Source organism: Erwinia sp. 009765445, assembly GCF_058137865.1.
This window is the reverse complement of record NZ_JBYUWC010000024.1, coordinates 16,088-36,300: the sequence shown is the minus strand read 5'-3', so window position 1 is coordinate 36,300 and position 20,213 is coordinate 16,088. Positions and strand designations below refer to the sequence as shown.

Below are 20,213 nucleotides of genomic sequence, written 5' to 3'. Positions count from 1 at the left end.
TTTACACGGGAAGCTGCACATACTTGCCCAACTGGTCAAACTGGGCGCTGTCGGTGAGGTAAGGGATCTCACCCAGCATCGGGGCCGGAAGCCGCTTTTGCAGCGTGGCCAGATAGTCAGCATGCCGCTTACCGGGTGGCAGAATATCGTTGGCGATCCAGCCAGCCAGCCGCAGTCCGCTGGCCTGAATGGCCTGCGCCGTCAGCATCGCGTGATTGATACAACCCAGCTTAATGCCCACCACCAGCACCACCGGCAGCTGTTCCTGCAACACCCAGTCCGCAAAAGTTTTCTCTTCCGACAGCGGCGTGAACCAGCCGCCAGCCCCCTCGGCCAGTACCCAGTCGGCCTGGCTTGCCAGCTCCGCCAGCCCGGCAGAAAGCTGTGAGAAATGAATCGGTCTGCCCTCTTCCGCGCTGACAATGTGCGGAGAAGTGGGTTCCAGAAAGGCTAACGGATTGATGCAGTCATAAGGCAGTGACAGCACGCTGTTGCGCTGCAAAGCCAGCGCATCACCGTTACGAATGCCTTCCGCAGTCATCTCACTTCCGGAAGCTACCGGTTTGTAGCCCACGCTGCAAAAACCTGCTGCTTTCGCCGCCTGCAGTAGCGCGGTGCTGGCAACAGTTTTCCCGACTTCGGTATCAGTGCCGGTAATAAACCAACGTTCACTCACAATCAATCACTCCATAAACCAGATGATAACTCAGCAGAAAACCCCGCTGATCCTGCGGCCAGTGCAGCTTAAGCTGCTGCAGATGACGGCGACTTAATAACCCCCCGCTGCGCCCCTGATGCAGGTGGGTTGCCCCAATTCCCTTCAGCGAGCGCAGCGCACTGAGCACGTCCGGGAAACCCAGCGTCAGCGTTTGCTGATGAAGCTGAACGCCCACCGGCTCTCCGGCTTCCGCTATCGCGGCAACGCTGAGAAAGCGGTTCACCGGGGCGGGAAGATCCAGCGTTTGCCAGGCGATATTCAGTTCACTCAGCGATCCGGCAGCCAGCGTTGAGAACAGAACCTGCCCGCCTGGCAGCGTCACACGCCGCAGCTCCATCAGGGCCACACTTAACTCGCTGCACCACTGCACCGCAAGGTTGCTCCAGCACAGATCAAACATTGGCTCCGCAAAGGGTAATGCCTCGATATCGCCCGGCTGATAGCGGTCAGCAGTCTGCTCCATCCGGGCCTGACTCAGCATTTCTGCTGACAGATCCAGAGCGGTAACGTGATTTCCGGCGCTGCGCCAACGCCGGCTGAACCAGCCAGGACCACAGCCTGCGTCGAGTATTTTCTGGCCCTGCTGCCGTCTGGCATGAAAAGCCAACTGTTCTCCACTCATACGTTGCAGTTCGGCATGCTGGTTATAACTCTGCGCTGCCCGCCCGAAGGCCTGGGCAATCGCCTGCTTATTGACGGTTTGCATCATCCAGCCCCTCCAGAAGTCGTGCAATATCTTCCTGCTGGTGTGCCGCACTCAGGGTAATGCGTAATCTGGCCGTTCCCGGCGGCACGGTTGGCGGACGGATAGCCGTCACCCAGCATCCCCGCTGCCGTAGCGCCTCAGCCATCTGCAGCGCCCGGTTTTCTTCACCGACGATCAGCGGCTGGATAGCGGTAGCGGAGGGTGATATCGCCAGCCCCAACTGCTCAGCTCCCTGACGAAACTGGGCAATATTGCGTTGCAGCAGCTCACGCTGTTCATCACCTTGCTGAATACAGGAGAGCGAGGCCTGCAGTGCGCAGACCTGAGCCGGAGGCATTGCCGTGCTGTAAATCAAATGGCGGGCGAACTGCAGCAGATAATCTGCGGTTTCATCGCTGCAAAGCACTGCCGCACCGCTGAGACCAAAGGCTTTACCAAAGGTCACCACCAGCAGATCCGGCTTCACCTGCTGTTGCCAGCAGCTGCCTCTGCCCTGCTCGCCGGTGGTTCCCACGCCATGAGCATCGTCCACCATCAACCAGCCACCGTGCAGCCTGGTCAGTTGATGCAATTCGGCCAGCGGCGCACTGTCCCCATCCATGCTGAACACGCCCTCGGTGACCACCAGTTTTTCGCCGCCCTCTGCTGGCGCACTGAGCAATTTTGCCAGCGAATCTGGCTTATTATGGCTGAAACGCCGAAGCGTAGCCGGGCTGAGTGCCGCAGCCTCCAGCAGCGAAGCATGGGCCAGTTTATCGGCGAAGATACGCTCATCTTTCCCCAACATTGCGGCGATAATCGCCTGATTCGCGGCAAAACCGGAAATGAATAACAGCGCTCTCGGATAGCCGAGCCACTTCGCCATCTGCTGTTCAAAAGCCTGGTGTACGGCGCTGTAACCTGTCACATGCCCGGAACCGCCCGCGCCCACGCCGTAACGTTCGGCCCCTTTTTGCCAGGCGCTGATAATGCGTGGATCGTGGCTCAGGCCGAGATAGTCATTGGCAGAAAAATTCAGGTATTGCCGGCCCTCAACCTGCAGAGTGCGGGCATCGCCCTGCTGATTCACCCGTCGCTGGCGAAACTGACCTTTCTCACGGCGCTCATTCAGTGCCGCGTTGATACGTTGCTGCCAGCTCATTTATACGGCCGCGTTGTAGAACATGTCGGTGTCGGCATGTAACAATTGTCCGGCCAGCGCCTGCTGCTGTTCGTTATCACCCGCTTCGGTGGTGGTCTGCTGCGGATTCAGACCCAGCTTGCGGAACAGCTGCAAATCTTTGTCTTCTTCCGGGTTCGGCGTGGTCAGCAGCTTGCAGCCGTAGAAAATGGAGTTGGCACCGGCCATAAAGCACATCGCCTGGGTCTGCTCGCTCATCGACTCACGCCCCGCGGACAAACGTACATGCGAGGCTGGCATCATGATGCGCGCCACGGCAATGGTGCGGATAAAGTCAAAGGGATCAACGTCTTCGTTATCCGCCAGCGGCGTGCCCTTCACCTTCACCAGCATGTTGATTGGCACGCTTTCAGGCGGGGTTGGCAGGTTAGCCAGCTGTACCAGCAAACCGGCACGATCGTTGACGGTTTCACCCAGACCAACGATCCCGCCTGAACAGACTTTGATTCCCGCATCACGCACTTTGCCCAGCGTATCCAGACGTTCCTGGTAGCTGCGGGTGGTGATGATGCTGCCGTAAAATTCCGGCGAGGTATCGAGGTTATGGTTGTAGAAATCCAGCCCGGCATGCGCCAGACGCTGCGCCTGATCGTTGCTCAGCGTGCCCAGCGTCATACAGGTTTCCAGCCCCATCGCCTTCACGCCCTGGACCATCTGCTCAAGGTAAGGCATATCGCGTTCATGAGGGTTTTTCCATGCAGCTCCCATGCAGAAACGGTCTGAGCCTGCAGCTTTGGCTTTACGGGCAGAACTCAGCACCTCTTCCACTTCCATCAGACGTTCGGATTCCAGCCCGGTTTTGTAACGGGCGCTCTGTGGGCAGTATTTACAGTCTTCCGGACAGGCTCCTGTTTTGATCGACAGCAGCGTGCTGACCTGTACCTGACGGGGATCAAAATGCTGACGGTGGATCTGCTGCGCTTCAAACATCAGTTCGAGAAAAGGTTTATCAAACAGGGCCTGAGCCTGTGCGGTTGTCCAGCGATTTGCCATTGCTTGCTCCAAAAAAATCTGTCGTTTATCGTCTCTGCCTGGTTATACTTGTAAACTAAATTTTTTAAAATTGGTTTACAAGCACTTTATGACCCCTTCCGACCTGGCGTTTGACCGTGACCATATCTGGCATCCCTACACCTCGATGAGCAAGCCGTTGCCAGTTTATCCGGTGGTGGCTGCGCGGGGAACTTCACTGCAGCTCGACGATGGCCGCGAACTGGTTGATGGCATGTCTTCCTGGTGGGCAGCGATCCACGGTTACAACCATCCGCGCCTGAACCAGGCGCTGAGCACACAGATTGAGCAAATGTCACACGTGATGTTTGGCGGTATAACCCACCCTTCGGCCGTTGCGCTTTGCCGTAAGCTGGTGACGATGACGCCGGAAGGGCTGGAGTGTGTATTTCTGGCAGATTCGGGGTCGGTAGCCGTGGAAGTGTCGATGAAAATGGCGCTGCAATACTGGCAGGCTCGTGGCGAACGCCGCCAGCGTTTCCTCACCCTGCGCAACGGTTATCACGGCGATACTTTTGCGGCGATGTCGGTCTGCGATCCGCAGAATTCGATGCACAGCCTCTATCAGGGGTATCTGCCCAGCCATCTGTTTGCCGTGGCCCCCACCTGCCGCTTTGACGCCGACTGGCAGGAGAAAGACATTGACGATTTCGCCCGCTTAATCCGTCTGCATGCCGGAGAACTGGCTGCGGTTATTCTTGAACCTGTCGTACAGGGCGCGGGCGGGATGCGTTTTTACCATCCAGATTATCTGCAACGAGTGCGCGAGCTTTGTGACCAGCACAATGTGCTGCTGATCGCCGATGAGATTGCCACCGGCTTTGGCCGTACCGGTAAGTTATTTGCCTGCGAGCATGCAGGTATTTCACCTGACATTATGTGCGTGGGCAAGGCGTTAACCGGCGGTACCATGACGCTCTCCGCCACCCTGACCACCCGTGAAGTAGCTAACACGATCAGCAACGGCGAAGCAGGTTGCTTTATGCACGGTCCGACATTTATGGGTAATCCGCTGGCCTGCGCGGTCGCCAGTGAAAGCCTCGCTATGTTGCAGGAAAATCACTGGCAGCAGCAGGTTGCCGGCATTGAAGCCCTGCTGCGCTCGGCCCTGCTGCCTTTAAAGGATAAAACGGAAGTGGCCGATGCCCGCGTGCTGGGGACCATTGGGGTAATTGAGACCCGCCGCCCGGTAAATATGGCTGAGCTGCAGGCCTTCTTTGTGCAGCGGGGCGTGTGGATCCGTCCCTTTGGCAAGCTGATCTATCTGATGCCGCCTTACATCATCCAACCGGAAGCGCTGACCAGACTGACCGATGCCATAGCCGAAGCCGTGGAGCAGCCAGCGTTGTTTGATCAGTCATAATCAAAGTAGAGGGTAGCCGTCGCCACCACCGTTCCCGGGCGAAGGTTACTTTGGTCATAGATTTTATAAGCGGCATTCAGATTGATTGCGCTGTTGTTAATTCCCGCGCCGCTGGAAATAGTCAACAACGAAGTTGCCCCTGTTCCGCTGGCGGTGCTGTCAGAGAGCGTAATCGGCAAGGCCGCACTGGTGCTCAGCACAATGCCCACACCGGAAGAGCTGGAAGCGTTGTTGCGCATAATTTGTTTGTTGCTGTCGACCAGATCGGCACTGGTTAACCAGGCATTAACCGCACGTGTTGCCACACCGGCAAGAGTATTTGAACAACTGACCGGTAACTCAACAGCGGTGCGGCCCACATCGCGGCCATCCCGCAAATCGGTTAACGAAACTCTGGGCATCGTCACCGTCTGGTCAGGCATTTCGCAGGTGGTTTCCTTTGGGTTAAAGGTCACAGTCAGTGACTGATAGCCCAGATAGTCATTGTTCCAGCTTCCGGAGGTGACAACTCCGGCTGCGGTATCTTCCGATGGAGTCGCGCCAAAGATATTGGCGTTATGCAGTACCATAGTCACAATCGATGCACTGCCGCTCTCCGTCACGGTATAATACTTACTGTCAGTTACGCCGGGATCTGCCGGGAGCAGCGTGGCAGTCAGCGTATAGCTCAGGTTACCGCCGCTGAGTGTGGTATCGCCGTTACCATAGTTGACCACATCCGTATAACCACTGGTCTGAAACTTTACCCAGCGTGCCGCCCCCGCCACATTAATAAACTTCACGTAGAAGCCATTTTTAATCGGGCTGACAAAGTGCACGGCATTCGAAAAAGTGAGCGCAAAGCAGCCCACCGGGATCGTCCAGGTACCGGTGCGGGTCTCTGCATAGCTGCTTTGTGTGTTCAGCAGGGTGGAAATATCAATCGTGTCCGTGGCCTTCACGGTGGATCCGCTTTTCAGTGAACAGCCCGCCTGTACAAAAGCCGGGAAAGCTGCCAGCAGCAGTAACAGCAGAAATCCTGCTTTTGCACTCATTTCTCTCTTTCTCCTCCGCGCTGACTTTTCTGTATCAAACACAGGTTGTCACTGTCTGTTTTTGGTGAGTGGATGCGGCATGCTTCACCTTCGGCCAACTGGACTTCCAGCCACTCTGGCAGTTGGTCAGCCTTCACATACAGCTGGCTGCCCTGTGACACATAACCCATCTCATTGCCTGAATGGTCTTTCACATCTGCGCCAAAGGGCAGTGGTTGACCATTGACCTGATGCGCGCTCAACGTGAAGACTTTGCGGGTGTCGGTCTGGTAACGGATATAGCTGATGCTGCCCGCCCAGGGGGCGATATGGCCGATATTGCCTTTCAGTTCGCCGCTGCTGGCACTGTTCTGGTTGTTTTCCAGACGGTAATTATTCATACGATAAGGCGTGACGGATGGCACCAGCACCACTCCTGAAGCATTGGTCCGCATCTCGCGGTTACCGTTGACCGTCGCCCCGGCAATACCGGGCGCATCGAGGATCACAAAGGTATTTCCGGCATTACCGGAAGCCAGCACTCCACCCCGCCACAAAACCGCGCTGCCGCTGACGCTTCCGCCCAGTTGGCGGTACTCTGAAGACTGGCTGTAGTTGCCGGTGAACCGCGCCCAGGGCGTTCTCCAGGCTCCATAGCCGCCAAATACCGAGTCGTTCCCGTCGTAGTCATGGCTGTAGTTGAGACTGTAATCAAGCGGTCCGGTGGTACCGTTAGCCCCAACTTCAGAACCACCATATTTCCCGTCCCGGAACGCGCTGCGCACAGTCATATTGGCGTTGTTACCCAGCAGGTTGAACGGCAGGGTCAGCATCAGCTCAATACGGTTTTCATCGTAGCTTTTACGGTTACCATAATTCTGTTCATCGTATTCGTTGCTGCTGTTGTTGCTGTCGTATTCATAGTGATTACGGCGAACCGACAGGCTCCAGGTGGCTCGATGAAAATTGTTGCTGTAGGTCAGGCTGTACTGTCGCGAAGATTGCTGGCTGTTCCAGTACTGCTGCCAGTAGCCATCCAGCGCAATGCGCCCCCAGCCTTCAGGCAGAGTTTGATCGAGGTTGATGTTAAAGCTCTGCTTGCTACGTTTATAGACCTGTGCGCTCTCCTGCTTGCGGGCGATGTTGTTCATCTGCACCGCGTCATAAAAGGAGAGATAACCCGAAGTGTCGTAATAAAACGTCGCTAAAGTCAGGTTAGTTTTGGTGGCAAAGTAGCGGCTGAAGGAGAGCTTCCAGCGCTGCCCCTGAAAAGTTTCACCGTTTTGCTGACGGGCGCTGGCTATATCCACGTTGCCAGAAAAAGACCCAAGGCCGGGAATGCTGATCGCGCTGCCCACCAGCGCGGAATAGTAATCAGGGCTTAGCGTCGTTCCGCTGTACAGCGTCAGGTAGTTATTCATCCCGTGCGAGATATCACCCTGAACAAACGCCGGATGTTCATCAATCCCCTGCATCTGCACTTTACCGGCAGTCAGCAGCCATTCTGAAGTTCCTTCGCGCAGCATATCGGAGACCGTGGAATAAGGGACAGTGAAGCGCTCTGTAGATCCTCCGCCGTTCACTACTTCAACAGTTAAATCGTTTCGCGAGCCAGTTGGCATCATGTCATCAATTTCAAACGGACCTGGCGGTACGTTAAGCTGGTACACAATAGTGTCGTTCTGATAAATCCTGACGACTGCATTGCTGGTAGCCACGCCCCGGATCACCGGCATATAGGTCCGGTATGAATCCGGATACATTCGCTGTTCCTGCTTCAGCGTCACTCCGCGAAAACGCAGGCTATCGAACCAGGGGGAGCTGGTGTAGCTGTCCCCAACACGCACCACCGAGCGTAAAGCAGGAAGCGCCCTCTCGACATAACGTGAATTGTTGACCCACTGGCCGTCGGTGGCACGATTTTTCAGAAAGTTCGAATTATCAATAAACTGCCAGCCAGTAAGATTGATGCCGCTGTTCAGGGACAGAAAGACATTGTTCGCATCGCCATAGCCGTCCTGCCGGTGGGAATTGTAGTAGCTGAGGTTGTAATTGGTGAAGGCACCATTAATCCCCGAGTTCCACAGTTCCGGCGCGATCCAGCTACGATCTTTGTTGTAAATAAAAGCCTGGGGAATCGTCAGATTAAGACGTAACTGCCCGGCATTAAGGTTCGCCTGGCCCCCGTGAATAATCTGGCTGACCGGCGTCCAGTCGCCCTGCCTGTCACCCTGCGGAAGTTTATCCATTTTGATTGAGAGAATGCTGATCGAACTGTCATTGAGATAAAAGGTGCTCTCATCCACCACCTTTACCGGCAGATTGCCGCGCCAGTCACCATTGATGTAAACATCAAGATCGTAAATGCCTGGTGCAATGGTCTGGTCCGCGTTATTCCAGCCAGCCTGTGCGGAATCGCCAGCCATCATGCTGGTATTAAAGTTTGCAGCTGCAGCCATGCAGGGCACCATCAGCGTCACCAACCCACTGGAAAAGATCGCCCTGCTGACGACAGCTGAAAGCAAATTCCGCCTTGCTTCCATCATCTCAACCTTCAACATCCTGTCGATTATTTTAACGTCACGGTCAGGGGAATGCGGCTGCCGTAATCATCGATGTACACTAACTGATACTTTCCGTTCTGCGGGGCAAATGACCCGCCAGCGGGAGTCTGGCAGCTGAAAGGAGGGATAAAGACCGCCTTGCTGATTAAATTATCCTGCTTTTTGCCCTGCTGAACCCGTGTGCTTTTACCATCCCATTTCATCATCTGGATCAGCGTGATGTAGTAAGGAGTGGCATTGTCAATGCAGACGGTTGAACCGTTATTTTTCAAGCCCAGATGGCTGGGAATATCGGCAGTCGATATTTTTAATGACGACGGACGCCAGAAAAGCTTGATGCGATTTCTGATTGCCATCTGCAAATAATCTATCCCCGCGTCCATTTTTTCGGGAACGGGTGGAATGTCAAGAATATTAATCCAGAAAACAGTTTCCCGATCGGTGGCAAAACGGGTGACCTGATCTTTGCGGTTAATCCGCAAAATCTGCCCGTCGTTACCGTTAATTTTAACTACCGGTGGCACAACAGTGAACGGGGTAATAATGTTTTCCGGTTTTTCATTCTGTCGCCCGTCATCAATCCACGACTGAATAAGGTGTTGCTCGCGACTTTTGTTGATCAACTGTACTGACACACTTTTAGCATCGGAGGGAAAGACAACGCGCGTGGTATTAATCACCACGTTAGCTTCCGCACTCAGACTCAATAGCATCCCTGAAATAATGAGAAAGATTTTTCCCACAACTGCTCCTGAACTTAAACTAAAAAAGACAGGAAAGCAGCGCCTTCCTGTCTGTCACTTATTCGTAACTAAAGGTATAGGTAGCCGTAGTCACAACCGAACCGGTTGAAGCACTGGCGCCACCGTAGTTGTAGTAGTTTGCGTACAGGTTAATCACGCCTTCCGCACCGGTATCATAAACCGTGCTGCCGGACTGAGTCGTTTTCAATCCAGTGGCCATTGCAGTGCCCATATTCACCACCTGAGAACCGTCGGAGGTGATAGCAATACCCACCCCCTGCGCAGTACCGGATTCATTTTTCAGGTATTTCATATCATCTGAAACGTTAGAACCGCTGAAAGCGATATCCAGTGACTGCGCCGCAGTGCTGGTCGCATCGAAACCAGTACAACCTGAAACGTTCAGAGTAAACGGTGTGGCGCTGGCACTGACCACACCCACAGTGGTACCCAAATCGCTTTTAGCAACGGGGGCTACGTTCACGGTAAAGTCAGCACCGTTATTGGTGGTGACATTACAGGTGGTATCACTGACTGCTCCGTTAAAGGTAACGATGCCACCTGCTACTGGTGCGCTGGTTGCAGCAACCGCATTGCCTGCGGTAAAAACAGCCACGATAGCTGAAACTGCAAAAAACTGATTGACCTTGTTCATTTTCATCCCTCTGTCCCGCACGCTTAGCGGGAACCATTCACCAACATTTCATCCTGTAAAATCGCGACTGGGAAAGATTAAAACTCCACACAACCCGATTTTCGACAATATTCTCTATCCTTCAGTTGGAACAAGTAAATAGCATTAATTTGCTTTAAAGCGCCGGTTAACTGAATGATTTCTGGTGCGGATAGCATTTACATTTGGCTTAACATTACTAATCAGGCGGTTAACAACAATCAAAAAAGAATGAATGTAAAAAACAATCAACATGTAACACAATAAGAGTCTATAAATAATAAAGCCACTGCATAAAAACCTCCCTAACTCCCATTTACTTCCGGGACTTACGTTAACCCAACTAAATTAAATGGAAAAAAAATAATGAACCAATCATGTTATTTAAATATATTTAGCACATTCTTTCTGGATTGAATGTTATTTTTACCTGTTACGTGCCAGGCAAGACGGATGCGAATGCACTACTCTTTTACAGGGATCCGTCCCATAAAGGAGGATAAAATGCCGCAAGATAAACAGACAAACCGACGCATTGTGCTGGCCTCACGACCGCATGGTGCGCCAACGGAAAACAACTTCCGTTTTGAATCACAACACCTTCCCGTTCCCGGGAAAGGACAAGTCCTGTTGCGTACCGTCTGGCTTTCGCTGGACCCTTATATGCGTGGCCGCATGAGTGATGCCCCCTCTTATGTTCCCCCGGTTCAGATCAATGAGGTAATGGTCGCGGGTACGGTAGCAATTGTCGAACAATCAAATCATGAGGACTACACCGCAGGCGACTGGGTGGTCAGTAATAGCGGCTGGCAGGATTTTGCCCTGTCGGATGGCAAAGACCTGTTTAAACTCAGTGGTCCGGAGCTGAAACATCCCTCGTGGGCGCTGGGGATGCTGGGGATGACCGGTTTCACAGCTTATATGGGACTGCTGGATATCGGTAACCCGCAGCCGGGCGAAACCGTCGTAGTCGCCGCTGCAACCGGCGCAGTGGGATCGATGGTCGGCCAGATTGCCAAGCTCAAGGGTTGCTATGTGGTTGGTATTGCCGGTGGCGCAGAGAAGTGCCGCCATGCCGAACAGGTTCTGGGATTTGACCGCTGCCTGGATCACCGCTCTGGCGATCTGGCCGAAGCACTGAAACGCTACTGCCGTGACGGCATTGATGTCTATTTCGAAAGCGTGGGCGGCAAGGTGTTCAATGCCGTGCTGCCGCTGATGAACACTAAAGGCCGCATTCCGGTCTGCGGCCTGATCGCCGACTACAACAGCACTGAACTGCCGGCGGGCCCGGACCATCTGCCGCCATTCCAGAGCGCTATCCTGCGTAAACGCCTGCGCGTTGAAGGCTTTATCATTACTCAGGATTACGGCCACCGCTTTGGAGAGTTTTTCAGCCAGATGAGCCAGTGGGTGGCGGAAGATCGCTTCGTTTTCCGCGAAGATATTATCGACGGACTGGATAACGCCCCGGAAACCTTTATCGGAATGCTTGAAGGCAAGAATTTTGGCAAGGTGCTGATCAGGGTCGCTGGCGATAAACCTTAAGGAGGACAGCATGAAAGTATTAATGGTGCTGACGTCGCACGATCGGTTAGGGGATACCGGGAGAAAAACCGGGTTCTGGCTGGAAGAGTTTGCTGCACCTTATTACGTGTTCCGCGACGCTGGCATGAATGTGGTGCTGGCTTCTCCGGCTGGCGGCCAGCCGCCGCTGGATCCGAAAAGTGACGAGCCTGACGCACAGTCCGTGGATACCGAACGTTTCCGCAAAGATATTGCCACCCAGCAGTTACTGGCAAACACGCAGCAGCTGGAAACCATTGACAGTAGCAAATTTGATGCGGTGTTTTATCCGGGCGGACATGGCCCGCTGTGGGATCTGGCGGAAGATAAAAAAAGCATTGAACTGATCGAAAATTTTTATGCCAACGGCAAGCCCGTGGGTGCAGTCTGCCATGCTCCAGGCGTGCTGCGTCATGCCAAAAAACCGGATGGCAGCGCGCTGGTCGCCGGGAAACGGGTCACCGGCTTCAGCAACAGCGAAGAGCGCGCAGTCGGGCTGACAGATGTGGTACCTTTCCTGGTTGAGGATGCGCTGACTGCGCTGGGGGCCGAATATGAAAAAACCGATGACTGGGGCGTTTACACCCTGACCGACGGTCATCTGGTCACCGGACAGAATCCCGCATCCTCCGCCGCCGCAGCCGAAGAGCTGCTGAAACTGCTTCATCAATAACACCAGGAGGTGGAATGAAACTGTTAAGCCAGGATTTCAACGATGGCGCTAAGCTGCCAGAGCGCCAGGTCTTTAATGGCATGGGTTATACCGGCGACAACCTCTCCCCGCATCTGGCGTGGGACGATGTACCGCCAGGCACCAAGAGTTTTGTCGTAACCTGCTACGATCCCGATGCGCCGACCGGCTCTGGCTGGTGGCACTGGGGCGTGGCTAACCTGCCAGCTGACACGCGCGTGCTGCCACAGGGTGCGGGTTCCGGCGTGGCCGAACTGCCTGCCGGTGCGGTGCAGACCCGTACCGACTTTGGCAAAGCAGGCTACGGCGGTGCGGCTCCACCAAAAGGTGAAAGCCACCGCTATATCTTTACGGTCTATGCGTTAGACGTGAAAAAACTGGAAGTGGATGAGAACGCCAGTGGCGCTTATCTCGGCTTTAACGTGCATTTCCATCAGTTAGCCAGCGCATCCATTACTGCGATGTACAGCTGAGTAAGAACAGCGTCCCGCGCTCTGAGCGGTGCGGGACGTATTGTCAGGGGAGATGTTTTTGGCGTCGCCCCTTCCCTTCAGGCTTTCACTCAGATTTCAGCAATCACTACCCACATCGGACCCTGCCCAACGGCATAGCGAGCCAGCGGCTGCAGTAATCCCTGCTCCCCTTTGATTTTATAGACTTCAATATGGTGTGATTTCTGACCTGCCGCCACCAGATAGTTGCCGCTGTTATCAATGTTAAATCCGCGCGGCTGAGTTTCCGTCGGCTGATGGCCTTCCACCGTCAGCAGGCCGCCGTCTTCGCTGACGCTGAACACGGTCAGGATGCTGCCGGTACGATCGCAGCTGTAAAGATGGCGGCCATCCGGCGTCAGGTGGATATCAGCTGCCCAACGGGTATCACTGAAATCTGCTGGCATCATGTCCAGGCTCTGCACGCGCTCCACTTCACCGCGGGCGTTATGCAGCTGCCAGACGTCAACGGTACTGTCCAGCTCGTTCACGCAGTAGGCGTACTGTTTGCCCGGATGGAACACCATATGGCGCGGACCAGCCCCTTCCACCGTAGTGACCTGGGTCTGTTTGTGTGGCTGCAGTTCACCATTTTCCTGCAGATCGAACAGGCAGATGCGGTCCTGCTTCAGCGCCGGGACAAACAGGGTTTTGTTATCCAGATCGATGTTGGCCGAGTGACAACCATCAAGCCCTTTAATCACCTGCAGCGGCTCACCAGGCAGGCCATCTGCACCCACCGGCGTCACGCTGACGCAGGCATCGTTATAGGAGCCAACGAAGATAAAGCGCCCCTGACGATCGGTGGAGATATGCGTCGGGCTGCCCGGAAGCGATGCGTGCCCCGCTTCCTTCAGCTTGCCCTCGCCATCAATTTTATAGGCCACAACGCGGAATTCAGGTCGCACGCCAACATAGAGAAAACGCTTATCGGGGCTGACCACCATCGGCTGAACCTGACCTGGCGCATCCACCACCTGCAGCAGAGTAAGCGCACCTTCATCATTGAGCTGCCAGGCGTGGATCTGCTGGCTTTCCGGACTGGCGGTATAAACGACTTGTTTCATGAATTCTCCTTTTTCGGGGTAATCTTTTGCCCAAAGCGTAGCGCGTTTTTCCTCTCCGCGTAGGGGGATTTGTGAGAGCAATGTTGTCCGCCGTGCCACAAGGTGTACACTCGGAAATTCTTGTTCAGCTACTTTCGGAACTGTTTATGAGTTATCGCATCATTGCTTTGGATCTGGACGGCACCCTGTTAACGCCGCGTAAAACCATTCTACCTGAGTCGCTGGAAGCACTGAAAAAAGCCCGCGAGGCTGGTGTGAAGGTCGCCATCGTCACCGGCCGTCACCATGTTGCTATTCATCCTTTTTATCAGGCACTGGCGCTGGATACACCTGCAATCTGCTGTAATGGCACCTATTTGTATGATTATCATGCAAAAAAGGTTTTGAAGTCCGATCCGCTGCCGAAAGAAAGGGCCCTGCGCGTGATTGAGATGCTCGACGAAGCGGCGATCCACGGCCTGCTGTATGTTGATAACGCCATGCTTTATCAGACCGAAACCGGCCACGTTACCCGCACCATCAACTGGGGGCTGTCACTGCCCGAGCATCAGCGCCCGGTGTTTAACCAGGTAGAGAGTCTGGCAAAGGCCGCTGAGCAGGCTGACTCCATCTGGAAATTCGCCCTGTCCCATCCTGACACCCGGGCGTTGCAGCAATTTGCTGAAAAGGTGGAAAAGGAGATGGGCCTGGCCTGCGAATGGTCATGGCACGATCAGGTGGATATTGCGAAAGCGGGCAACAGCAAAGGCAAACGTCTTGCGGAATGGGTCGCTTCTGAAGGGCTGCAGATGAGCGATGTGCTGGCCTTCGGCGATAACTACAACGACCTGAGCATGCTGGAAACGGTCGGACTGGGCGTGGCGATGGGCAACGCCGACGACGCCATTAAAGCGCGCGCCGGTCGGGTTATTGGCACCAATCTGGAACCAGGCATTGCGGAAACGATTTATCGCGAAGTGCTGTAATACGATCAGGGCGTGATTGCCACGCTCTTGATCTGCGCATAAAGCCACATTCCCGGCTTGATCATCAGTTCATCGCGAGCCCAGGGCGTGATCCGCGCCCAGATTTCGCTTTGTCCCACCAGCAGCTTCACCTCAATCTGATCGTCAACATCCACCAGCTCCATCACCTGCGCCGGGATCACATTGCGGATACTGCTGTTGACCGGTGGCTGCAGCACCAGCGACACATCGGCTGACTGAATTCGGATGCGCAGCGGCGTCTTCTGCGGCGCATCGACACGGCTGACCCAGATGTGCTGATCGCCCAGCGACAGGGCCGTCATTGCATAGTGCGGATGCTGCTCAAGCACCTGAACCCGCAGCACGCTGCTCAGCTCCGTTCGTGGCAGCCACGGCCGCATTGTGCTGCTGGCCCACACCTTCTCCAGCGTACCCAGCGCTTTCACTTCTCCGTTATCCAGCACCAGTACGTTGTCCGCCAGCTGCAGAATTTCATCAAGGCTGTGGCTGACATACAAAATCGGGCTCTCCACCTGGCTGGCCAGTTTCTGCAGATACGGCAGCAGCTCACGCTTTCGCGGCAGATCCAGCGAGGCCAGCGGCTCATCCATCAGCAGGATTTCCGGCGCGGTAAGCAGCGCACGGCCAATCGCCACACGCTGTTTTTCGCCGCCGGAGAGTGAAACCGGAAAGCGGCTCAGCAGCTCTTCAATACCCAGCAGCCGGACCAGAGAATCAAACTGTGGGCGCATACTTTTCGCCATGCCATATTCAAGATTCCCCCGCACGCGATAGTGCGGGAATAACCGGGCATCCTGAAACACATAGCCAATCCGCCGCTTTTCCGGCGGCAGATTCAGCCCGCTTGCAGCATCAAACAACGACCTGCCATTCAGTGAAATCTGGCCTTCCTGCGGCAGAGTTAAGCCGCCGATAGCATTAATCAGCGAGGTTTTCCCCGCGCCGGAGACGCCGAAAATTGCGGTAATCCCCTTTGCAGGCAAATTAGCCTTGATCTTAAGGCGGTGGTCACCAAGATGCTGGATGAAATTTAACTCTAACATCAGGCCCCCAGCCGTTTACGGCCCCAGCGGGCCAGCCATTCAGAAGCCCACAGTGAACCGAGCGCCAGTAAAATAGCAATCACGCAGAGACGCGCCGCCGCGTTTTCCGCGCCGGGCGTTTCAATCAGGGTGTACATGGCAGAAGGAATGGTGCGCGTTTCGCCCGGAATGTTGGAAACGAAGGTGATAGTCGCGCCAAACTCTCCCAGCGAACGGGCAAAGGCCAGCACCGTACCAGCGATGATCCCCGGCAGGGTCAGCGGCAGAGTAATGGTGAAAAAGACCCGCCAGCGTCCGGCTCCTAAAGTGCGTGCGGCCAGTTCCAGCTTGCTGTCCACCCCTTCCAGGGCCAGGCGGATTGCCCTGACCATCAGCGGGAAAGCAATCACCGCCGAGGCCAACGCCGCACCGCGCCAGCTGAAGGCAAAGGTAAAGCCGAACCAGTCGTAGAGGTATTCACCAATAAAACCGCGACGACCAAAGCCAATCAGCAACAGATAACCCACCACTACCGGTGGCAGCACCAGCGGCAGGTGGATCAAACTGTCCAGCAGGGTTTTGCCGGGAAAGCGGCAGCGGACCAGGATCCATGCCATCAGGATCCCGAACGGCAGACTGAATAAAACCGCCACGGTGGAGACTTTCAGGCTCAGGGCGACGGCCTGCCATTCGGGGTCACTGAGGATCATGATTCAGGTGTAAATCCATAACGTTTGAAAATGGCAGCCGCTTCCGGCCCTTTGAGATAGTTATAAAACGCGGTGACGGTGGCAGAGTTACGATCTTTGATCATCGCCATCGGGTATTCGACCGGCTTGTGGCTGTCGACAGGGAACGATCCCACCACGGTGACTTTTTTACTGGCAACCGCATCAGAACCATACACAATGCCATAAGGCGTTTCATTGCGCTCAACCAGCGCCAGAGCCGCGCGGACGCTGTTGCCGCGTGCCAGGACCGGTTCCAGCTCTGTCCAGGCACCCAGATTCTGCAATGCTTCTTTGGCGTATATCCCGGCCGGAACGTGGTCCGGATCCCCTACTGAGAGGCGCTGACCTTTCAGCAGACTTTTCCAGTCGGTGGTTTTCGAAATAGTCACCGGCTGCGGCTTGCCTTCAGCAGGTGCAACCAGCACCAAATCGTTGCCCAACAGGGTATAGCGGCTGGGCTCGTCGATAGTTTTCTTCTGCGCAGCGTAATCCATCCACTGCTGGTCAGCAGAGATAAACAGATCGGCAGGCGCGCCCTGCTCAATCTGACGCGCCAGAGTGGAAGAAGAAGCAAAAGAGGAAACAACTTTCACCTCTTTGCCTTTCTGATACTGCTCAGCAATGTCCTGCAGCGCATTGGTCAGGGAAGCCGCTGCAAAAACGGTAATATTTTCTGCCGCAACGGCATGGCCGGCCACGCTGACGCTGAGTACAGCACCGGCGAAGAAATGGCGTAATTTCACAGACATGGTGTTCTCCAGAGGGTATCGTTATGTAACCGCTACTATAACGAGACAAAAAACACTGTCATAGAGTTTATCGGCAGAAACAGCAAGAAGTTGAGGCAGCGCAAGAAAACAAACGCCCGGAAGGAGCCGGGCGCGAAGAGAACGTGCTTTACTGGCGGTTTTTCGCCGGCTGGTCGTTGCGGTGACCAATTTTAGAGATGACGTTAAAGACTTCACCCAGTCCGTAAATCAGGCCCAGGATGATCGCCATCACCACAGGAACCATGAGGATTGCTTCCCCGAGACCCAACAGTAAATCCAGCATGGTAGCCTCCAATGCCTTTTTCAAAAAAGCCATTGTATCCACAGCGAAAAAAAGTGCACTGACCTTTTGTGCGTTTTACTCGTTTTTACGTACAAGCCCCACGACAGTGTACAATTCAGGGAACACTATTTTTCCGGAGCAACTATGCAGGCAGAACTCTCCCTGATCCTGAAATTACAGCAGCGGCTGTTTGCCGATCCACGCCGCATTGAGCTGCTAAAACAGATCCGACACACTGGCTCCATCAGCCAGGGCGCCAAATTGGCAGGCATCAGTTACAAAAGTGCCTGGGACGCGGTCAATGAGATGAACACGCTGGCCGATCGCACGCTGGTCGAACGGGCCACGGGCGGTAAAGGCGGCGGTGGCGCAGTAGTCACCCCTTATGGCGAAAGGCTAATCCAGCTGTTTGCGCTACTGGAACAAATCCAGCAGAAAGCTTTTGATGTGCTGCAGGACGATGTGCCGCTGGGCAGCCTGCTGGGAGCAATTGCCCGCTTTTCATTGCAGACCAGCGCCCGTAACCAACTGTTTGGCACCCTGGTGCAGCGTGATGAACAGTCAGTCCAGCAGCATGTGGAAGTCTTGCTGGCGGACGGTAATACCCGGATAAAAGTGGCGCTGACCGAGCAAAGCGCCAACCGTTTGTCGCTGGAGACGGGCAAAGAAGTGCTGGTGTTGATCAAAGCGCCATGGATTGACGTCACGCACGCCACCTCTGCGGCAGATAATCAGCTGAGCGGGATTCTGAGCCATCTGGAGCAGGGTGATTCGCACAGCGAGGTGCTGATTGCCCTGCCAGGCGGTGAGACTTTGTGCGCCACCCTGCCCAACGAGCGGGTGGAAGCCCAAAAACTTCAGGTCGGGCAGGCTGTCACAGCACATTTTAATGCTGACCGGGTGATTATCGCCACGCTGCTCTGAAAACTGGGGCAGGATTTGACATTGCGTTCCGGGAAGATTAATAGTTTGGGTACAATGCATAAAATGGAATAAACAATGTCGACGTTGCATATTTCGCAAGGCACGTTTCACCTGAGCGATACCCGTACTCTTACTCTGAACGATCTGACCCTGCATTCCGGCGAGAGCTGGGCCTTTGTGGGTGCCAATGGCAGTGGCAAGTCCTCGCTGGCGCGTGCGTTGTCCGGCGAGCTGAAACCTGCCAGGGGCACAGTGGACAGCCAGTTTATCCGCCCTGCCCGCCTCTCGCTTGAACAGCTGCAAAAGCTGGTTTCCGATGAGTGGCAGCGCAATAACACCGACCTGTTAAGTCCTGGCGAAGAAGATACCGGACGCACCACCGCTGAAATTATTCAGGATGAGGTGAAAGACAGTGCCCGCTGCCAGCGGCTCGCCGACATTTTCGGCATCACCCGTCTGCTCGATCGCCGCTTCAAATACCTTTCCACCGGTGAAACGCGCAAGACCCTGTTATGTCAGGCGCTGATGGCCCAGCCGGATTTATTGATACTTGATGAACCGTTTGACGGGCTGGACGTGGAGTCGCGCAGCAACCTGGCCCAGGTACTGTCAGAGCTGCATCAGCAGGGTTTTACCGTGGTGCTGGTGCTGAACCGTTTTGACGATATTCCTGATTTTATCGGCAAGGTTGGCGTGCTGGCCGAATGTACGCTGACCTACGTCGGCCCCCGCAGTGAAATCCTCGCGGAAGCCCTGGTCGCGCAGCTGGCACACAGCGAACGTTTAGAGGGAATGACGCTGCCGGAATCTGATGATGCCAGCCTCAAACCGGCACTGCCTCCGGATGCGCCGCTGATCGTACTGCGCAACGGCGTGGTGTCATATAACGACAAGGCGATCCTGAACCAGCTGAGCTGGGAAGTGAAACCGGGCCAGCACTGGCAGATCGTCGGACCAAATGGAGCTGGCAAATCAACCCTGCTCAGCCTGGTCACCGGCGATCATCCTCAGGGCTACAGCAACGATCTGACGCTGTTTGGCCGTCGTCGCGGCAGCGGTGAAACCATCTGGGACATCAAGCAGCATATTGGTTACGTCAGCAGCAGCCTGCATCTGGATTATCGCGTCAGCAGCAGCGTGCGCAATGTGATCATCTCCGGCTACTTCGATTCCATCGGCATCTATCAGGCCGTTTCCGACCGCCAACACTTCCTGGCGGGTATGTGGCTGCAGCGGCTCGGCATGGATGGAGCGCTGGCCGACGCCCCGTTCCACAGCCTCTCCTGGGGACAGCAACGCCTGGTGTTGATTGCCCGCGCACTGGTCAAGCACCCTGCATTGCTGATCCTCGATGAACCGTTGCAGGGGCTGGATCCGATTAACCGCCAGCTGGTGCGCCGTTTTGTTGATGTGCTGATCGGTGAAGGGGAAACCCAGCTGCTGTTCGTCTCGCACCACGCGGAAGATGCGCCACAGTGCATCACCCACCGCCTGACATTTGTTCCGGATGGGGACACTTACCGCTATCAGCAGGACGACCTTCGTTGAATCAAGCGGGAGTTCCGGGTTTCGCTTAACGCGGGCCTGGCGCTTCCCTGCCCCACAGTTCCATATACCTGGCAACATATGCCACCAGCATATTCAGGAGAGTTTTATTATTAGTGTAACCGCTACCACTATTTTGCAATGTGGCGACCCCATTCATGGATTA

The 20,213-nt window shown here is 55.1% G+C and carries 20 protein-coding genes; 7 read left to right on the top strand and 13 right to left on the bottom strand.

Going from position 1 to position 20,213, the window contains the following annotated elements; genetic code table 11:
* Window position 1: 1 nt before the first annotated feature.
* The 4 genes from bioD to bioB are packed head-to-tail and all read right to left on the bottom strand — an operon-like array spanning window position 2 to window position 3,597.
* Window positions 2-676 carry a dethiobiotin synthase gene (gene bioD / locus AC3Y5R_RS21555; protein ID WP_489923032.1) on the bottom strand — a complete coding sequence of 225 codons (675 nt, stop codon included), beginning with the start codon at window positions 674-676 and terminating at the stop codon, window positions 2-4.
* The gene (gene bioC, locus AC3Y5R_RS21550; RefSeq protein WP_158784662.1) at window positions 669-1,427 is read right to left on the bottom strand and encodes a malonyl-ACP O-methyltransferase BioC; all 759 of its coding nucleotides are present in this window, start codon (window positions 1,425-1,427) and stop codon (window positions 669-671) included. The genes bioD and bioC overlap by 8 nt, the downstream gene beginning before the upstream one ends.
* Window positions 1,408-2,565 (bottom strand): 8-amino-7-oxononanoate synthase, encoded by a 1,158-nt coding sequence (gene bioF / locus AC3Y5R_RS21545; protein ID WP_489923031.1) that lies wholly within the window; start codon window positions 2,563-2,565, stop codon window positions 1,408-1,410. The genes bioC and bioF overlap by 20 nt, the downstream gene beginning before the upstream one ends.
* Window positions 2,566-3,597, bottom strand: coding sequence for a biotin synthase BioB (gene bioB / locus AC3Y5R_RS21540; protein WP_158784664.1), 1,032 nt, complete (start codon window positions 3,595-3,597; stop codon window positions 2,566-2,568).
* Between the two features lie 88 nt (window positions 3,598-3,685).
* Here bioB and bioA point away from each other — a divergent pair, with 88 nt between their 5' ends.
* On the top strand, window positions 3,686-4,978 hold the full coding sequence (gene bioA / locus AC3Y5R_RS21535; RefSeq protein ID WP_489923030.1) for an adenosylmethionine--8-amino-7-oxononanoate transaminase: 1,293 nt from the start codon (window positions 3,686-3,688) through the stop codon (window positions 4,976-4,978).
* On the opposite strand, the gene AC3Y5R_RS21530 is transcribed toward bioA, so the two are convergent.
* The 4 genes from AC3Y5R_RS21530 to AC3Y5R_RS21515 all read right to left on the bottom strand — a co-directional run bounded on the left by AC3Y5R_RS21530 (window position 4,969) and on the right by AC3Y5R_RS21515 (window position 9,959).
* A complete protein-coding gene (locus AC3Y5R_RS21530; RefSeq protein ID WP_489923029.1) occupies window positions 4,969-6,012 on the bottom strand; it encodes a fimbrial protein in 1,044 nt (347 codons plus the stop codon). The two genes, bioA and AC3Y5R_RS21530, sit on opposite strands and share 10 nt — an antisense overlap.
* Window positions 6,009-8,450, bottom strand: a complete 2,442-nt coding sequence (locus tag AC3Y5R_RS21525; protein ID WP_489923028.1) for a fimbria/pilus outer membrane usher protein — start codon at window positions 8,448-8,450, stop codon at window positions 6,009-6,011. The genes AC3Y5R_RS21530 and AC3Y5R_RS21525 overlap by 4 nt, the downstream gene beginning before the upstream one ends.
* A 110-nt stretch (window positions 8,451-8,560) precedes the next feature.
* A complete protein-coding gene (locus AC3Y5R_RS21520) occupies window positions 8,561-9,298 on the bottom strand; it encodes a fimbrial biogenesis chaperone (protein WP_489923027.1) in 738 nt (245 codons plus the stop codon).
* A 58-nt stretch (window positions 9,299-9,356) separates the two neighbouring features.
* Window positions 9,357-9,959 (bottom strand): fimbrial protein, encoded by a 603-nt coding sequence (locus AC3Y5R_RS21515; RefSeq protein WP_489923026.1) that lies wholly within the window; start codon window positions 9,957-9,959, stop codon window positions 9,357-9,359.
* Between the two features lie 516 nt (window positions 9,960-10,475).
* Here AC3Y5R_RS21515 and AC3Y5R_RS21510 point away from each other — a divergent pair.
* From AC3Y5R_RS21510 to AC3Y5R_RS21500, 3 genes are read left to right on the top strand one after another with little or no spacing between them, the layout of a single operon-like run.
* The gene (locus tag AC3Y5R_RS21510; protein WP_489923025.1) at window positions 10,476-11,519 is read left to right on the top strand and encodes an NADP-dependent oxidoreductase; all 1,044 of its coding nucleotides are present in this window, start codon (window positions 10,476-10,478) and stop codon (window positions 11,517-11,519) included.
* A gap of 10 nt (window positions 11,520-11,529) precedes the next feature.
* Window positions 11,530-12,210: a type 1 glutamine amidotransferase domain-containing protein gene (locus tag AC3Y5R_RS21505; RefSeq protein WP_489923024.1), complete on the top strand. Its 681-nt coding sequence runs from the start codon at window positions 11,530-11,532 to the stop codon at window positions 12,208-12,210.
* A gap of 14 nt (window positions 12,211-12,224) precedes the next feature.
* A complete protein-coding gene (locus AC3Y5R_RS21500; RefSeq protein ID WP_489923023.1) occupies window positions 12,225-12,701 on the top strand; it encodes a kinase inhibitor in 477 nt (158 codons plus the stop codon).
* Between the two features lie 89 nt (window positions 12,702-12,790).
* Here AC3Y5R_RS21500 and pgl read toward each other — a convergent pair whose 3' ends face one another.
* Window positions 12,791-13,786, bottom strand: coding sequence for a 6-phosphogluconolactonase (gene pgl / locus AC3Y5R_RS21495; protein WP_489923022.1), 996 nt, complete (start codon window positions 13,784-13,786; stop codon window positions 12,791-12,793).
* Window positions 13,787-13,932: 146 nt separating this feature from the next.
* On the opposite strand from pgl, the gene AC3Y5R_RS21490 reads away from it, so the two are divergent.
* Window positions 13,933-14,751, top strand: a complete 819-nt coding sequence (locus tag AC3Y5R_RS21490) for a pyridoxal phosphatase (RefSeq protein ID WP_489923021.1) — start codon at window positions 13,933-13,935, stop codon at window positions 14,749-14,751.
* A gap of 5 nt (window positions 14,752-14,756) precedes the next feature.
* Here AC3Y5R_RS21490 and modC read toward each other — a convergent pair whose 3' ends face one another.
* The 4 genes from modC to AC3Y5R_RS21470 form a co-directional block, all read right to left on the bottom strand.
* The gene (gene modC, locus AC3Y5R_RS21485; RefSeq protein ID WP_489923020.1) at window positions 14,757-15,815 is read right to left on the bottom strand and encodes a molybdenum ABC transporter ATP-binding protein ModC; all 1,059 of its coding nucleotides are present in this window, start codon (window positions 15,813-15,815) and stop codon (window positions 14,757-14,759) included.
* Window positions 15,815-16,504 (bottom strand): molybdate ABC transporter permease subunit, encoded by a 690-nt coding sequence (modB, locus tag AC3Y5R_RS21480; RefSeq protein ID WP_489923019.1) that lies wholly within the window; start codon window positions 16,502-16,504, stop codon window positions 15,815-15,817. The genes modC and modB overlap by 1 nt, the downstream gene beginning before the upstream one ends.
* Window positions 16,501-17,274 carry a molybdate ABC transporter substrate-binding protein gene (gene modA, locus AC3Y5R_RS21475; protein WP_489923018.1) on the bottom strand — a complete coding sequence of 258 codons (774 nt, stop codon included), beginning with the start codon at window positions 17,272-17,274 and terminating at the stop codon, window positions 16,501-16,503. The genes modB and modA overlap by 4 nt, the downstream gene beginning before the upstream one ends.
* Window positions 17,275-17,422: 148 nt before the next feature.
* On the bottom strand, window positions 17,423-17,578 hold the full coding sequence (locus AC3Y5R_RS21470; RefSeq protein WP_158784681.1) for an AcrZ family multidrug efflux pump-associated protein: 156 nt from the start codon (window positions 17,576-17,578) through the stop codon (window positions 17,423-17,425).
* Window positions 17,579-17,722: 144 nt separating this feature from the next.
* Between AC3Y5R_RS21470 and modE the strand changes: the two genes are divergently transcribed.
* Window positions 17,723-18,502: a molybdenum-dependent transcriptional regulator gene (gene modE / locus AC3Y5R_RS21465; protein WP_489923017.1), complete on the top strand. Its 780-nt coding sequence runs from the start codon at window positions 17,723-17,725 to the stop codon at window positions 18,500-18,502.
* Window positions 18,503-18,577: 75 nt separating this feature from the next.
* A complete protein-coding gene (gene modF / locus AC3Y5R_RS21460) occupies window positions 18,578-20,050 on the top strand; it encodes a molybdate ABC transporter ATP-binding protein ModF (protein WP_489923016.1) in 1,473 nt (490 codons plus the stop codon).
* The last annotated feature ends 163 nt before the right edge of the window (window positions 20,051-20,213 follow it).

Coding starts and splice junctions, on each gene's coding strand:
- bioC (WP_158784662.1), bottom strand. CDS start 1,427: ATGATGCAAACCGTCAATAAGCAGGCGATTGCCCAGGCCTTCGGGCGG.
- bioF (WP_489923031.1), bottom strand. CDS start 2,565: ATGAGCTGGCAGCAACGTATCAACGCGGCACTGAATGAGCGCCGTGAG.
- bioB (WP_158784664.1), bottom strand. CDS start 3,597: ATGGCAAATCGCTGGACAACCGCACAGGCTCAGGCCCTGTTTGATAAA.
- bioA (WP_489923030.1), top strand. CDS start 3,686: ATGACCCCTTCCGACCTGGCGTTTGACCGTGACCATATCTGGCATCCC.
- AC3Y5R_RS21530 (WP_489923029.1), bottom strand. CDS start 6,012: ATGAGTGCAAAAGCAGGATTTCTGCTGTTACTGCTGCTGGCAGCTTTC.
- AC3Y5R_RS21525 (WP_489923028.1), bottom strand. CDS start 8,450: ATGGCTGCAGCTGCAAACTTTAATACCAGCATGATGGCTGGCGATTCC.
- AC3Y5R_RS21515 (WP_489923026.1), bottom strand. CDS start 9,959: ATGAAAATGAACAAGGTCAATCAGTTTTTTGCAGTTTCAGCTATCGTG.
- AC3Y5R_RS21510 (WP_489923025.1), top strand. CDS start 10,476: ATGCCGCAAGATAAACAGACAAACCGACGCATTGTGCTGGCCTCACGA.
- AC3Y5R_RS21505 (WP_489923024.1), top strand. CDS start 11,530: ATGAAAGTATTAATGGTGCTGACGTCGCACGATCGGTTAGGGGATACC.
- AC3Y5R_RS21500 (WP_489923023.1), top strand. CDS start 12,225: ATGAAACTGTTAAGCCAGGATTTCAACGATGGCGCTAAGCTGCCAGAG.
- pgl (WP_489923022.1), bottom strand. CDS start 13,786: ATGAAACAAGTCGTTTATACCGCCAGTCCGGAAAGCCAGCAGATCCAC.
- AC3Y5R_RS21490 (WP_489923021.1), top strand. CDS start 13,933: ATGAGTTATCGCATCATTGCTTTGGATCTGGACGGCACCCTGTTAACG.
- modC (WP_489923020.1), bottom strand. CDS start 15,815: ATGTTAGAGTTAAATTTCATCCAGCATCTTGGTGACCACCGCCTTAAG.
- modB (WP_489923019.1), bottom strand. CDS start 16,504: ATGATCCTCAGTGACCCCGAATGGCAGGCCGTCGCCCTGAGCCTGAAA.
- modA (WP_489923018.1), bottom strand. CDS start 17,274: ATGTCTGTGAAATTACGCCATTTCTTCGCCGGTGCTGTACTCAGCGTC.
- AC3Y5R_RS21470 (WP_158784681.1), bottom strand. CDS start 17,578: ATGCTGGATTTACTGTTGGGTCTCGGGGAAGCAATCCTCATGGTTCCT.
- modE (WP_489923017.1), top strand. CDS start 17,723: ATGCAGGCAGAACTCTCCCTGATCCTGAAATTACAGCAGCGGCTGTTT.
- modF (WP_489923016.1), top strand. CDS start 18,578: ATGTCGACGTTGCATATTTCGCAAGGCACGTTTCACCTGAGCGATACC.